The sequence below is a fragment of the Campylobacter concisus genome (genome assembly GCF_003049735.1).
In the GTDB taxonomy this organism is placed as follows: Bacteria; Campylobacterota; Campylobacteria; order Campylobacterales; family Campylobacteraceae; genus Campylobacter_A; species Campylobacter_A concisus_AN.
On the sequence record NZ_PIRM01000001.1, the window covers coordinates 384,568 to 396,827 of the forward strand.

A 12,260-nucleotide genomic window follows, 5' to 3' on the forward strand; every position below is an offset into this window, starting at 1 on the left:
CCTTAAAATTTCTGGATTATATTATAAATTTTGTTAAAATAAAAAATCAAAAATTTTAAGGATTTAGATGAAATTTGAAGTTATAAAAAAAGATGGAAATGCAAGGCGTGGTATCCTAACAACTGCCCATAGCGTTATACAAACGCCAGTTTTCATGCCAGTTGGCACGGTTGGTGCGGTTAAAAGCTTAGACGCCTTTGATATGAGTGAAATTTTAGACGCAAAGATAATCTTAGCGAACACCTACCACATGTATCTGCGCCCCGGAAGCAAGGTCGTGCGCGAGTTTGGCGGGCTTCATGGATTTTCTAAGTTTGAGCGCTCTTTTTTAACAGATAGCGGTGGATTTCAGGCATTTTCGCTTAGGTCAAACACTAAAAACGATGATGGTGGGATAAAATTTAAAAGCCACATCGACGGCAGCACGCACTATTTTACGCCAAAGTCCGTTCTTGATACGCAATACGATCTAGGTAGCGACATTATGATGATACTTGATGATTTGGTTGCCCTACCTGCTGAGCCAAAGAGGATCGATCTAAGCATAAAGCGAACGATAAAATGGGCAAAAGAGGCGATTGATTATCATAAATTTATGCAAAGTAAAGGCGTTGGCTTAGAGCAAAACATCTTTGGCATCGTTCAAGGAGGCACTGATTATGAGGCACGTAAATTTTGCGCCGAAGCTTTAAATGAGCTGTCATTTGATGGCCTTGCAATAGGAGGACTAAGCGTTGGCGAGAGCAACGAGGCGATGTATGACACTGTTGAGGCGGTTATGCCATTTATGGATGAGCTAAGGCCGCGTTATCTAATGGGCGTTGGCACGCCAGAGGATCTCGTAGAAAACGTGGAGCGAGGCGTTGATATGTTTGACTGCGTCATGCCAACAAGAAACGCAAGAAACGGCACGCTCTTTACTAGCTTTGGCAAGATAAATATAAAATCAGCTAAATTTATAAACGACCACGCGCCAATTGACCCGCAGTGTCAGTGCTATACCTGCAAACGCTACTCCAGAGGCTATCTAAATCACCTTTTTAAGGCAAGAGAGCTCACATTTTTTAGGCTAGCAAGCCTTCACAACCTGCACTACTATCTAAATTTGATGAAAGAGATGAGAGAGGCAATAGAAAGAGGCGAATTTGCCAAATTTAAGAAAAATTTTTATGCTAAAAGGGTAAAAAATGAGCTATAAAAGTTCAGTTTGTGGATATTTTTATGGCGATGAATACGACTATATTTTGCTTGTTTCTTTCACACAAAAGCAAAGCTATAAATTTTTATTTAAAAATGGCAAAATTTACAAAGAAGATTTTGATCACGAATGCGATAAAAACGAGTTTGAAGCGGCTCTTAAAAAACTATGTAATGAATATGCAAACAAAATTTTAGAACATCAAGAAGAACTAAACGAGTATGAAAAAATTTACGCTAGTCGAAAAAACTTTAATAAATTTATCAAAAGACACCACTTTTTAAAATATGAGATTAGAAAATTTCAAAACAAGATATCTCATTTTTATGAAACCCTTTCGATTTGTCAAAGTGAGCAACAAAATTTAAAAAAAGAGCTTAAAAATAGTACTCATGAGGCAAATGTTTTTAGAACAATGGCCAATGAATATGCCTGCAGAATCGATGATATTTATACATTTATACAAAGTATAAAAAATGACAAAATCAATCAAAACATTTACATTTTAACAATGATATCAGCTGTAATGCTACCATTAAATCTGATAACTGGGTTTTTTGGCATGAATACACAAGGCTTGCCATTTAATGAAACTAAAAATGCCACTATAATAGTTGTATCAATAATGCTTGGAGTAATTCTTTGTTGTACTTCTTTTTTGTTTTGGTACACGAATAAGAAAAAGTAGAAAATAAATAAATTTAGTATATATTTTAAATTTTTATAGCCTAGTGGTAAAAACAATAAAAATAAATAGATTTTTATTAATATTAAAAAAGATAAAAATATTTAAGAAAAAAAATGGATTTAAAGAAAAGTTAAAAGTCCTGAATAGACATCAGGACAGATAGTAAAATTATTTTCTAAGTTCGCGGATCTTAGCAGCTTTGCCACGAAGGTCACGTAGATAGAATAATTTAGCCCTTCTAACACGACCTTTTCTAAGAACCTTTATCTCTTCGATAGAATCACTAAAAATTGGGAAAATTCTCTCAACGCCAACACTATTAGCGCCAATTTTTCTAATGATAAATGTTTCGCCGGTACCGCTACCACGTCTAGCTATACAAATACCTTCAAAATTTTGAATTCTAGTTTTATCGCCTTCGTGGATACGAGTAGCAACACGCAATGTATCTCCTGCACGGAAGTCAGGAATATTTTTACTAGCAATTTGAGCATTTTCAAATGCTTCAATGTATTTATTTCTCATGTTTTTCCTTATTTATGTGGCTTAAGCTTTTGATATAAATCAGGGCGAAAGAACCTTGTTTTGCAGTGAGCCATCTTATTTTTTAAAGTGTGGATTTTAGCATGGTTACCCTTTAAAAACTCTGAAACCACAAAGATTGATCTAAAATTATCAGGCTTTGTAAAAGATGGAGCTTCAAGCAAATTATCCTCAAAACTCTCAACTTCAAGGCTCATATCGTTTCCTAAAACTCCAGGTATATTTCTTGATATTGCGTCGCTCATACAAAGTGCAGGCAGCTCTCCACCAGTTAAAATAAAATCACCTATACAAAAAACTTCGTCCGCCCAAAGCTCAACAACTCTCTCATCCAGCCCTTCATATCTACTGCAAACAAAACAAATGTGATCTTTTTTAGAAAGCCTCTTTGCATCATTTTGACTAAATTTTTTGCCAGCTGGCGTTAAAAATATCACATGAGCATTTTTATCTTTTTCTTTTAGAAATTTGATCGACTCATCCAAAGGCTGTGGAAACATCAAAAGCCCTGCTCCGCCTCCGATCATATAATCATCAACTTTATTATGCTTATCTTTGGTAAAATTTCTTGGATTTATAAAATTAATTTCGATAAATTTATTGCTAATCGCACGTTTCAAAATAGAATCACAAAAATAAGGTTTAACTAAATTTTCAAAAAGTGTAATAAACGTAAATGTCATGAATTTTCTAAAATGGCTCTAGCGCCTTTTACCAAAATCTCTCCACTATCCAAATTTACGCTTTCGATAAAATGCTCCAAATATGGAACGTAAAAATTCTTTGGTTTACCACCCAAGGTAAGCTCTTCATCAGTTTTTATGTATAAAAGTGAATTTGCAAAATTATCTTGGATATCTTCTACAATACCCAAAATTTCACCACTTTCTATAACTTTTAATCCAATAATATCAAACTGAAAAAATTCATCTTTTTTTAGTTTACATTTTTTTCTAGTAAGCTCTTTTGTGGTATATATAGTTCTATTTACAAGCGTTTTAGCAAGATCTAAGTTATCAAAATTTTCAAACAAAACCAGCTCTTTTTGTCTATTGTAGTCTTTTATGGTCAGCTGATCATTGTTTTTGTCAAAAAAAGTTGCACCTTTTTTAAACTGTTCTGGGAAGTCGCTCTTATTGTGAAGCTTTAAGTAGCCATTTAAACCAACACATCTTCCGATGGTAGCGACTTCAACAATATCACTATTCAATAGCTTTTACCGTTACTCTATAGCTTGTATTATCTTTGGCTTTACAACCAATAATAACGGTCTTTATAGCGTTTATCATTTTGCCATCTTTACCGATAAGTTTTCCTGTATCAACCTTATCGGCACTTATAATTATCTCAGCAAAATTTTCACCAAGTTCCTGACGATCAACACTTACTTTATCAGGAAAATCAGCAATCAACTTGGCATATTCGTATAAAAAATTTTTAACCATTATTTTGTAATTTGTGCAACTCTATCGCTAAGTTTAGCACCAACGCTTTTCCAGTAATCTAATCTCTCTTTGTTGAAATTTATAACATTTGGCTCAACCATAGGATTGTAATAGCCAATACTTTCTATCCAGCCACTATCACGTCTTTTCCTGCTATCTGTAACAACTATACGATAAAAAGGTCTTTTCTTACGTCCCATTCTTGTTAGTCTTACTACTGTTGCCATATTATATTTCTCCTCTTGTTTTTAAATAAAGCTTAAATTTGGATAACAAATATCCAAATTTAAACCCTTTTATCAAACAGGTCTTTTAAAATTTACTTGAGAAAGCATATTTGTAAGTCCTTTTGCTCCACCTTTTCCTGAAAATTTCTTAGCAAGTTTTGAGGCATTTTCAAACTGCTTTAAAAATCGATTTACCTCTATCTGAGAAAGTCCAGAACCAGCCGATAAACGTCTTTTTCTACTATTATTCAAAAGTTCAGGATTTTCACGCTCTTTTTGCGTCATAGAGTTTATCATAGCCTTAATATGTAAAATTTCTTTTGAATTATCAAGATCTATATCTTTTATTTGATTTGCAATATTTGAAAGACCAGGTATCATCCCCATCAAAGACTTCATACTACCAAGCTTTTTAACGCTTTCCATTTGATCTAAAAAGTCATTAAAGTTAAACTGACCTTTTTTTATCTTTTGATTTAGGCGTTTTGCCTCTTTTTCATCGATAATAGTCGATGTTTTCTCTACCAAAGTAGCTAAGTCACCCTCACCCATTATACGGCTTACAATGCGGTCTGGTATAAAACTCTCGATATCAGCTACTTTCTCGCCGGTGCCGACAAATCTAAGTGGAATATTTAGCTGTTTTGCAATACTAATAGCTACGCCACCTTTTGAGTCAGAGTCAAATTTAGAAAGGATAACTCCAGAAATTCCTAAAATTTCATTAAAACTTGTAGCTGTTTTTACGGCATCTTGTCCACTCATAGCGTCAGCTACGTAGAAAATTTCATGTGGATTTATCGCATTTTTTACATCTTTTATCTCTTGCATCAACTTTTCATCGATCGCGAGACGACCTGCGGTATCCACTAAAAGCACATCATAAAGACCACTTTTTGCTTTTTCTAGCGCTTCTTTTGCTACTTTTATAGGATTATTTTCGTTTTCTATATAAAAAAGATCGATCTCGTTTGCAACGCAGAGCTGTCTTAGCTGCTCAACCGCCGCTAATCTTTGCAAGTCACAAGCCGCAACTAAAACTTTTTTCTTTCTTAGTTTTAGGTAGTTTGCAAGCTTGATAGTTGTCGTTGTTTTACCGCTACCTTGCAAACCAGCCATCAAAACAATGGTCGGTGCAACTGGCGCATAGACAAAGCCTTGGTTGCCAGGAGCTGTTAAGATAGTCGTTAAATTTGACTTTATCGCATCTAAGAAATTCTTTTGGCCTACGCCAGTTTGCTTTAGTTCGCTTTCGATAGACGCGAGTAGATCTTTGGTGACTTTATGGTGAACATCAGCTTTTAAAAGAGCTTTTTTAAGCACATCAAGTGCGTTTTTTAGAGCTTTTTCGTCATCTACAAAACGTATCTTGCTAACGGCTAATCTAAAAGACTCGCTAATTTGTTCGAACACTAATCACCTTTCTAAGTTGTTATTAAAGGGCGTATATTACTAAATAATTTCTTTATTGCTCTTTAAATTTCAAATTTATTAGACAGCTCAAATCCAAGAGAGTTAAATTCTTTTGGGATTGGCGCTTTAAATTTATAGTTTAAAAGAGCGATAGAATAAGCATGCAAGAACATTCTATTTGCCCTATTTTTGCCGTATTTCTCATCGCCAACAATAGGTAAATTTAAGCTAGCCAAATGCACTCTTATCTGGTGCGTTCTGCCTGTTTTTATGGCGACTTTTACCAGCGTTTTTTTGCCAACAACCATGAGAGGCAAAATTTCACTGATCGCTTCTTTACCGTCTTTTGATATCTTTGAAATGGCGCCATTTTTATTTTTTATCGTTAAGATAGGCTCATTTACAACCACTTCTTCACTCATAATGCCCCTAACTGCGGCCACATAAATTTTCTCAACCTTCATCTTTTTAAACTCATTTATGGCAAGGCTAGCAAATTCGTCATTTTTTACAAGAAGCAGTACGCCGCTTGTATCCTTATCGAGTCTGTGAAGGAGTGGAAATTTACACATTTGGCTGATTTTTTCGCTAGTTATGACAGCTGGTTTGCTAATGGCTATTAAATTTTCATCTTCAAAAATAACACTTGGCTTTGGCATCTCCTCGACGCTAAATTTAGTATTTTCACTCATCAAAGCACGAGCTATCATCACCTTTTGCCCTTTGGCATAAACTAGGCCGCTGTCAATTAGCTCCTTTGCCTCGTTGTTTGAGATATTTTTTTGTTTGGCTAAAATTTTATACGCTTTTTCTTCACTCATAAAGTGCTCCTTATGTCTTCTATGATCGCATCAGCGCTTGCTTGCACAGCTATTCTGCTCTTTTTGGCGCCACTATCTATTATGCCGCCTATCTCGCTAGCCTTTGCGATATAGATGTTTTCAACTAGGCTAAATAACGCCTTTTGGTTAAATATAAACTCTCCACTAATTACCACTGGATTAAATTGCGCACACTCGATTGGGTTATGCCCGCCGATATTTGGCACAAAACTACCTCCAAGCACGACTATATCGCTAATAGCATAAACATTTACAAGCTCGCCTAAAGTGTCAAGCAAATTTACCTTTGCTTTAAAATTATGTGTTTTACTAAATTTAGCAAAGCTAACATCATGCTTTTTAGCGTACTCGCTTGCTATCTTTTCAACATCTGCAAATCTCTCAGGATGGCGTGGTGCGATAATTAAAAGATCGTTTTCTTTTAAATTTAAATTTTCTAAAATCATCTCTTCTTCGCCCGCATGCGTGCTTGCTAGTACGATCACTCTAGCTTTTGGCTTTTCATAAATTTTACTCACACTTGGCAAAAACGCAGCTTTTATGTTGCCAACGACCTCTATTTTGCCTGCTCCAAGCGACTTTAGCCTCTCTTTATCAAGCTCACTTTGGGTGTAAATTTTGTCTATAAATTTAAAAAGATATCTATAAAAAAAGCCAAATTTTAAATAACTTTTATAGCTTCTATCTGAAATTCTAGCGTTTATCAGTATCACACGGCTGCCTTTTAGCTTTGCCATGAAAACTAGCATAAGCCAAAGCTCTGCCTCAAAAATGACTAAAATTTTGCTCTTTTTTAGCCAAAATGGTAAGAAAATTTCAAATGGTAAAAATCTAGTGTTAGAGCAAATTTTGCTTGCCGCTTCAAAGCCTGTATTTGTCACCACACTTATAGCTTTACTATCAAATTTTTGCATCAAAGGTTTGAGTGCTTGCACCTCGCCAAATGAACAAGCTTGAAAATGCACATCTGCATCTTGAAATTTAGGATTATTAAATAGAAAAAAACGTGCCGGAACCGACTTGTGATATTTTTTTTTAAAACTTAAAAAAAATAAAAAGATAGCCCCAAATAGATAGAGTATTGAGGCTAGAAAGTAATATATTATTATCACGAAATGTGTTATTGCTCTTGTTTATACAAAATTCTGCCACAATGTGGACATGTAACGATATCTTCGCCCTTGATAACAGCAGAGAAAGTTTTGTCATTTATCTGCATAAAACAACCATAACAAGCTTGTTTTTTTACAGGAACAACAGCTGTGTTATGAGCCCATTTTCTAATTTTTTCATAAAATGCGAGAATTTTTTGATTCATAGTGGCGATAAGCTTGTCTTTTTTAGCATAAACTTCTTTACGTTCTTTTTCGATATTTTCAAGCTCAGATGAAGTTTTGCTTTTTATATTTTTTAAATTCTCTTCAAGTTCAGCTTTTTTTGCACCAAGCTCATCTTTTTGACTATTTTTACTATCTATTAGCTTCTCAAGTCTAGCAATCTCTTCATTTGCAGCCTCAAGTTGCTCTTTTGCAATATCCTCTTCAAGACTTAGAGCTTTTATCTCCTTTTCGCTTTTTGCACTTGAGCTTTTTTTAGCTACATCTTTTATCTTTGCACTAAACTCAGCAATATGAGCATTTGTGCCTGATTTTTGAGACTTTAAGTCATTTACCTCTTCATCTAGTCTTTCTATATTAACCGTTATGGTTTCGCACTCTTCTTCTATATTTTTATAAGCCTTTTCTATATCCTGAATGCGTGGTATAAAGCCATCTATTTGTTTATCAAGGTCAGATAATTCAACTAATTGTTGTAAGTATTTATTCATAATGTTTCCTTTTTTGTTAGCAATATGTAAATGGATTTTTGGAATTGCGTATTATAACTTCAATTTTCAGATTTTGCAAATATTTTGCTAAAAAATCACCAAAATAACGTTCACTTTCATAGTGATTTATATCGATTAAATTTAGCCCGTTTTCCTTTGCATAAAGAGCTTGGTGATATTTTAGATCGCCTGTTAAAAAGGCGTCTGCTTTGACATCTTGGATGAGATCTCCGCCACTTCCTGTACAGATACAAATTTTAGAAATTTCATCTTTTGCATAAGTCACTCTTAAATTTTCTAGCCCAAGTTTTTCTTTTACAAATTTGCAAAGCTCGCTAAATTTCATCTTCACATCAGAGTAGATCAAAAAGCTCTCTTTGCTTGAAATTTCAAGCCCCAAAACCTGCGTCACAAATTTTTCATTTAAAAAAGCAAGGTCGGCATTTGTATGAAGCGAGATGAGCGAGATATTTTTTATCATCATCTCTCTTATGAGTGAGCTTGGATAAAGGCTGTAGTCTAGGCTTTTTAACCCCTTAAAAATGAGCGGATGGTGAGTGATAATAAGCGAATTTGGCAAGACATTTTGCAAAAGTTCGCTATCTAAATCAAGACTCATATAAATTCGCTCAAATTCGCTATCAAATGAGCCAACTTGTAGGCCACTATTGTCCCAAGACTCTTGGCTCGCAAATGGGCAAATTTCATCTAAAATTTTATAAATTTCAGCTATTTTCATCAAATTTTACTTTTGTTCCAGGCTCTCTTTATAAGTTAGCGCACACTCTTTGGCCAGCTCGCGGATTTTTAGGATGTAGTCTTGCCTTTGTGTAACACTTATCGCCCCACGCGCATCAAGGACGTTAAATGTGTGAGCCGCAAGCATGCAGTAGTCGTAAGCTGGCAGTGAAATTTTAGCCTCTAAGCAGCGTTTGCACTCGTTAAATGCGTTTTCAAACTGGTTAAAAAGCATATCTACATTTGCTACTTCAAAGTTATATTTACTCCACTCGTACTCACCTTGTTTGTGAACGTCGGCATAGGTTACGATGTTTCCATCCCTGTCGTCCCAAACGATGTCGTAGACGCTATTTACATCTTGTAGATACATGGCCAAACGCTCAAGACCGTATGTTATTTCACCAGAGATCAGCTCGCATGCGATACCGCCCACTTGTTGAAAATACGTAAACTGAGTCACTTCCATGCCATCTAGCCAGACCTCCCAGCCTAGCCCCCAAGCGCCCAGAGTCGGACTCTCCCAGTTATCCTCGACAAAGCGTATATCATGATCTTTTAAATTTAACCCAAGTTTTTCAAGGCTTTTTAGATAAAGCTCTTGGATATTTTCTGGGCTTGGTTTTATGAGTACTTGAAACTGATAATAAGCTCCTAGGCGGTTTGGGTTTTCGCCGTATCTGCCATCAGTCGGACGGCGGCTTGGAGCTACATATGCAGTCGCCCACGGCTTTGGTCCGAGGCTCCTTAAAAAAGTCGCCTGATGATAGGTGCCCGCGCCCGCTGGCATATCGTATGGCTGAAGTATAACGCAACCTTGCTCCTGCCAATAGTTTTGAAGGGTTAGTATTATTTGTGAAAATGTCATTGCTTTCCTTTTAAAATTTTACTTTACATAGTGTATAACTGCGCCAGGTCCTAGTGGTAGATCAAAAATGTACCAAAATGACATTAGCGCTGTCCAAGAAATCAAAAATGCAACCGTATAAGGAAGCATAATAGAAACTACTGATCCGATTTTTAACTCTTTATTGTATTTTTGCATAAAAGCTACTATCAAAACAAAAAATGGCATCAAAGGCGTTATGATATTTGTAGTAGAGTCGCCTATTCTAAAAGCAGCCTGTGTAAGTTCTGGCGAGAGTCCAAGGTTCATAAACATTGGTACAAAAATCGGAGCCATCATAGCCCACTTTGCAGAATCAACAGCTATAAATAAATTTATAAAAGCGATCAAGAAAATAAAAACTATAATAAGGCTAAGTCCAGTTAATCCGACTTCTTTTAGAAAAATAGAACCTTTAATAGAAAGCACTAGCCCAATATTTGAGGTATTAAAAAGATATGTAAACTGAGCTGCAAAAAATATCAAAACCAAAAATCCTGATAGCTCAGAGATAGATTGTTCCATAAATTTTATGGCATCATTACTGCTTTTTATACTCCTGGCGCCTACACCGTAAGCTACGCCTACCACTATAAAAAGTAACATCATAAAAACGACAATAGAATGCATAAAAGTAGATTTCATAAAGCTTTCATTGCCTTTTGCTCCAAATAAAGAGCCAGAAGGCAAAATAGCCACAAGCAATAAAATCACAAAAACAATCAACGCTATTAGTGAAAATTTTAAGCCACGTTTTTGCTCTGCACTTATCTCACTATGCTCTTGTAAGCTAAAATCACCCAAAAAATCAAATTTGCCAAGCCTAGGCTCTACGATTTTATCTGTTACAAACCAGCCAACAAATACGATCAAAAATGTCGAAGCGATCATAAAATACCAATTTGCAGTTGCTAACACTACATAATCTGGATTTAACACGCTAGCTGCTTGCATAGAAAATGCCGCAAACATAGGGTCGTTTGTACCGATTAATAAATTTGCCGACCAGCCACCACTAACACCAGCAAAAGCAGCAGCTAATCCAGCAATTGGATGACGACCAAATCCAGCAAATAAAATAGCTCCAAGCGGAATTAGCACAACATAGCCAACCGAGGAAGCAACATTTGACATTACGCCAAGGAAAATAACGATTGGAGTTACCCATATTTTGGAAGATTTTAAGGCAATCTTTGTCATAAGTGCCGACAAAAGTCCAGACTTGTCTGCAATACCAATACCTAGAATAATCGCAAAAACTACTCCCAAAGGATAAAAATTAGTAAAATTTTTAAGCACAGACGAAACAAAAGATCTAAGACTATCAGCAGAAAGCAAATTTATAACATTTGCATTAAGCTGTGATATTTGTCCGTCTTTGATAGCCTGATAGCTTACACCAACGCCCATCTTTTCTAACACAAACGATATTATTATCGTAATAATCGAAAGATATATAAAAAGCATAGTTGGATTCGGTAATTTGTTACCAAAATTTTCAATAAAACTTAAGATTGAACTATTATTTTTTTTATTCATTTTTTCTAACCTAAAATAGATATAAAAATTTTTATCTCGTCGCTGCCGTAAAGCTCAAAATCTGTTTCATAGGCTCTTTTTAGCTCACTACTTTCAAAATACTTCCAAATTTTACCCCAAAATTTTCCTACGTTTTGCGGCTCTCTTGCAAAAGTAAAAACGGCATATTTGCCACTTTTTATCCCTAGAATTTCATCACTTTTGTGGCTTGATCTTGTGCCGATGAAGTTATCGTAATATCCATTCAGATCGCTTTCATAGTTGCAGTAAACGCTATAAATTTCACTTTTGCCATCATAGTACTCACTCATAAATTTAGACCATAAAGCTGGAATTTTACCCTTGCTGCCTATTTCATCTTCATTTTTAGTGCGAGTTTTTACTCCGTAAATTTCAAAGCTATCTTCTAAATTTATAATCTTCATAAACTACTTTTGTCCGTTAAAATTTTCAACCGCTTGGTTCCACATGAGCTTATATTTTCGCTTTAAAAATTCAACTTCATCTTGTAAAATTTTAAGCTGTTTTGTAAGCGTTTCGACCGTTTTTCTATCTTCGTCATAGAGCTCTTGCATCGAAATGAGCGCCTCTTTTAAAAATTTATTCTCATTTCTTAAGGTTTCAAGCGTCTCATCTTTTGCGTCAAGCACCTTTTCGTGTAAATTTAATATCGTTCCAATCGTCTTTTCAACAAAGCTGATACCATCTTGGCCTTGCGGTTGCATAGATAAATTTTGCGAAACACTAGGCACCACGCTCATCGTTCCTTCGCTCGCTTCTATCAAAATTTCTCCATTTTCCTCTTTGGTTTTCAAAACGCCACGATTTATCATATCTTCGATAACTTCACGCTCCAAGTGCACAAGTTTGCAAAATTCATCAACACCAAGATAGGTCTGCACCGCTTCTCCTT

16 protein-coding genes are annotated in these 12,260 nt (G+C 35.4%); 2 read left to right on the plus strand and 14 right to left on the minus strand.

The genetic code is table 11. The features are described from left to right. Nucleotides 1-67: 67 nt before the first annotated feature. Nucleotides 68-1,198 (plus strand): tRNA guanosine(34) transglycosylase Tgt, encoded by a 1,131-nt coding sequence (gene tgt, locus CVS97_RS01895; protein WP_107784884.1) that lies wholly within the window; start codon nucleotides 68-70, stop codon nucleotides 1,196-1,198. Then, nucleotides 1,188-1,886: a CorA family divalent cation transporter gene (locus CVS97_RS01900; RefSeq protein ID WP_107784885.1), complete on the plus strand. Its 699-nt coding sequence runs from the start codon at nucleotides 1,188-1,190 to the stop codon at nucleotides 1,884-1,886. The genes tgt and CVS97_RS01900 overlap by 11 nt, the downstream gene beginning before the upstream one ends. 168 nt (nucleotides 1,887-2,054) lie before the next feature. On the opposite strand, the gene rplS is transcribed toward CVS97_RS01900, so the two are convergent. From rplS to CVS97_RS01970, 14 genes are all read right to left on the minus strand, one after another. Next, the gene (rplS, locus tag CVS97_RS01905) at nucleotides 2,055-2,411 is read right to left on the minus strand and encodes a 50S ribosomal protein L19 (protein WP_021090978.1); all 357 of its coding nucleotides are present in this window, start codon (nucleotides 2,409-2,411) and stop codon (nucleotides 2,055-2,057) included. Nucleotides 2,412-2,419: 8 nt separating this feature from the next. Then, nucleotides 2,420-3,112, minus strand: a complete 693-nt coding sequence (trmD, locus tag CVS97_RS01910; RefSeq protein ID WP_107784886.1) for a tRNA (guanosine(37)-N1)-methyltransferase TrmD — start codon at nucleotides 3,110-3,112, stop codon at nucleotides 2,420-2,422. Then, complete coding sequence (gene rimM / locus CVS97_RS01915; protein ID WP_107784887.1) at nucleotides 3,109-3,639, minus strand: ribosome maturation factor RimM; 531 nt, start codon at nucleotides 3,637-3,639, stop codon at nucleotides 3,109-3,111. Before rimM ends, trmD begins: the two co-directional genes overlap by 4 nt. Continuing rightward, the gene (locus CVS97_RS01920; protein WP_072594183.1) at nucleotides 3,632-3,874 is read right to left on the minus strand and encodes a KH domain-containing protein; all 243 of its coding nucleotides are present in this window, start codon (nucleotides 3,872-3,874) and stop codon (nucleotides 3,632-3,634) included. Before CVS97_RS01920 ends, rimM begins: the two co-directional genes overlap by 8 nt. Beyond that, nucleotides 3,874-4,101, minus strand: coding sequence for a 30S ribosomal protein S16 (gene rpsP, locus CVS97_RS01925; RefSeq protein WP_009293992.1), 228 nt, complete (start codon nucleotides 4,099-4,101; stop codon nucleotides 3,874-3,876). The genes CVS97_RS01920 and rpsP overlap by 1 nt, the downstream gene beginning before the upstream one ends. Before the next feature lie 72 nt (nucleotides 4,102-4,173). After that, nucleotides 4,174-5,514 (minus strand): signal recognition particle protein, encoded by a 1,341-nt coding sequence (gene ffh, locus CVS97_RS01930; RefSeq protein WP_107784888.1) that lies wholly within the window; start codon nucleotides 5,512-5,514, stop codon nucleotides 4,174-4,176. A gap of 62 nt (nucleotides 5,515-5,576) precedes the next feature. Then, the gene (locus CVS97_RS01935; RefSeq protein WP_107784889.1) at nucleotides 5,577-6,335 is read right to left on the minus strand and encodes an RluA family pseudouridine synthase; all 759 of its coding nucleotides are present in this window, start codon (nucleotides 6,333-6,335) and stop codon (nucleotides 5,577-5,579) included. Further along, entirely contained in the window at nucleotides 6,332-7,468 is a 1,137-nt protein-coding gene (gene waaA, locus CVS97_RS01940; protein WP_107784890.1) for a lipid IV(A) 3-deoxy-D-manno-octulosonic acid transferase, read from the minus strand. The genes CVS97_RS01935 and waaA overlap by 4 nt, the downstream gene beginning before the upstream one ends. 8 nt (nucleotides 7,469-7,476) lie before the next feature. Then, complete coding sequence (locus tag CVS97_RS01945) at nucleotides 7,477-8,184, minus strand: zinc ribbon domain-containing protein (protein ID WP_107784891.1); 708 nt, start codon at nucleotides 8,182-8,184, stop codon at nucleotides 7,477-7,479. A gap of 16 nt (nucleotides 8,185-8,200) precedes the next feature. Continuing rightward, nucleotides 8,201-8,923, minus strand: a complete 723-nt coding sequence (locus CVS97_RS01950; protein WP_107784892.1) for a Nif3-like dinuclear metal center hexameric protein — start codon at nucleotides 8,921-8,923, stop codon at nucleotides 8,201-8,203. A gap of 6 nt (nucleotides 8,924-8,929) precedes the next feature. Next, complete coding sequence (gene glyQ, locus CVS97_RS01955; RefSeq protein WP_021090594.1) at nucleotides 8,930-9,790, minus strand: glycine--tRNA ligase subunit alpha; 861 nt, start codon at nucleotides 9,788-9,790, stop codon at nucleotides 8,930-8,932. An 18-nt stretch (nucleotides 9,791-9,808) separates the two neighbouring features. Beyond that, on the minus strand, nucleotides 9,809-11,347 hold the full coding sequence (locus CVS97_RS01960) for an AbgT family transporter (protein ID WP_107784893.1): 1,539 nt from the start codon (nucleotides 11,345-11,347) through the stop codon (nucleotides 9,809-9,811). 5 nt (nucleotides 11,348-11,352) lie between these two features. Next, nucleotides 11,353-11,772 carry a GyrI-like domain-containing protein gene (locus CVS97_RS01965; protein WP_107784894.1) on the minus strand — a complete coding sequence of 140 codons (420 nt, stop codon included), beginning with the start codon at nucleotides 11,770-11,772 and terminating at the stop codon, nucleotides 11,353-11,355. 3 nt (nucleotides 11,773-11,775) lie between these two features. Continuing rightward, complete coding sequence (locus CVS97_RS01970) at nucleotides 11,776-12,249, minus strand: DUF3972 domain-containing protein (protein ID WP_107784895.1); 474 nt, start codon at nucleotides 12,247-12,249, stop codon at nucleotides 11,776-11,778. Nucleotides 12,250-12,260 lie beyond the last annotated feature (11 nt).

Bases quoted from the DNA above. Each gene is read 5' to 3' on its own strand.
- tgt (WP_107784884.1), top strand. From the start codon at position 68: ATGAAATTTGAAGTTATAAAAAAAGATGGAAATGCAAGGCGTGGTATC.
- CVS97_RS01900 (WP_107784885.1), top strand. From the start codon at position 1,188: ATGAGCTATAAAAGTTCAGTTTGTGGATATTTTTATGGCGATGAATAC.
- rplS (WP_021090978.1), bottom strand. From the start codon at position 2,411: ATGAGAAATAAATACATTGAAGCATTTGAAAATGCTCAAATTGCTAGT.
- trmD (WP_107784886.1), bottom strand. From the start codon at position 3,112: ATGACATTTACGTTTATTACACTTTTTGAAAATTTAGTTAAACCTTAT.
- CVS97_RS01920 (WP_072594183.1), bottom strand. From the start codon at position 3,874: ATGGTTAAAAATTTTTTATACGAATATGCCAAGTTGATTGCTGATTTT.
- rpsP (WP_009293992.1), bottom strand. From the start codon at position 4,101: ATGGCAACAGTAGTAAGACTAACAAGAATGGGACGTAAGAAAAGACCT.
- CVS97_RS01935 (WP_107784889.1), bottom strand. From the start codon at position 6,335: ATGAGTGAAGAAAAAGCGTATAAAATTTTAGCCAAACAAAAAAATATC.
- CVS97_RS01945 (WP_107784891.1), bottom strand. From the start codon at position 8,184: ATGAATAAATACTTACAACAATTAGTTGAATTATCTGACCTTGATAAA.
- CVS97_RS01950 (WP_107784892.1), bottom strand. From the start codon at position 8,923: ATGAAAATAGCTGAAATTTATAAAATTTTAGATGAAATTTGCCCATTT.
- glyQ (WP_021090594.1), bottom strand. From the start codon at position 9,790: ATGACATTTTCACAAATAATACTAACCCTTCAAAACTATTGGCAGGAG.
- CVS97_RS01960 (WP_107784893.1), bottom strand. From the start codon at position 11,347: ATGAATAAAAAAAATAATAGTTCAATCTTAAGTTTTATTGAAAATTTT.
- CVS97_RS01965 (WP_107784894.1), bottom strand. From the start codon at position 11,772: ATGAAGATTATAAATTTAGAAGATAGCTTTGAAATTTACGGAGTAAAA.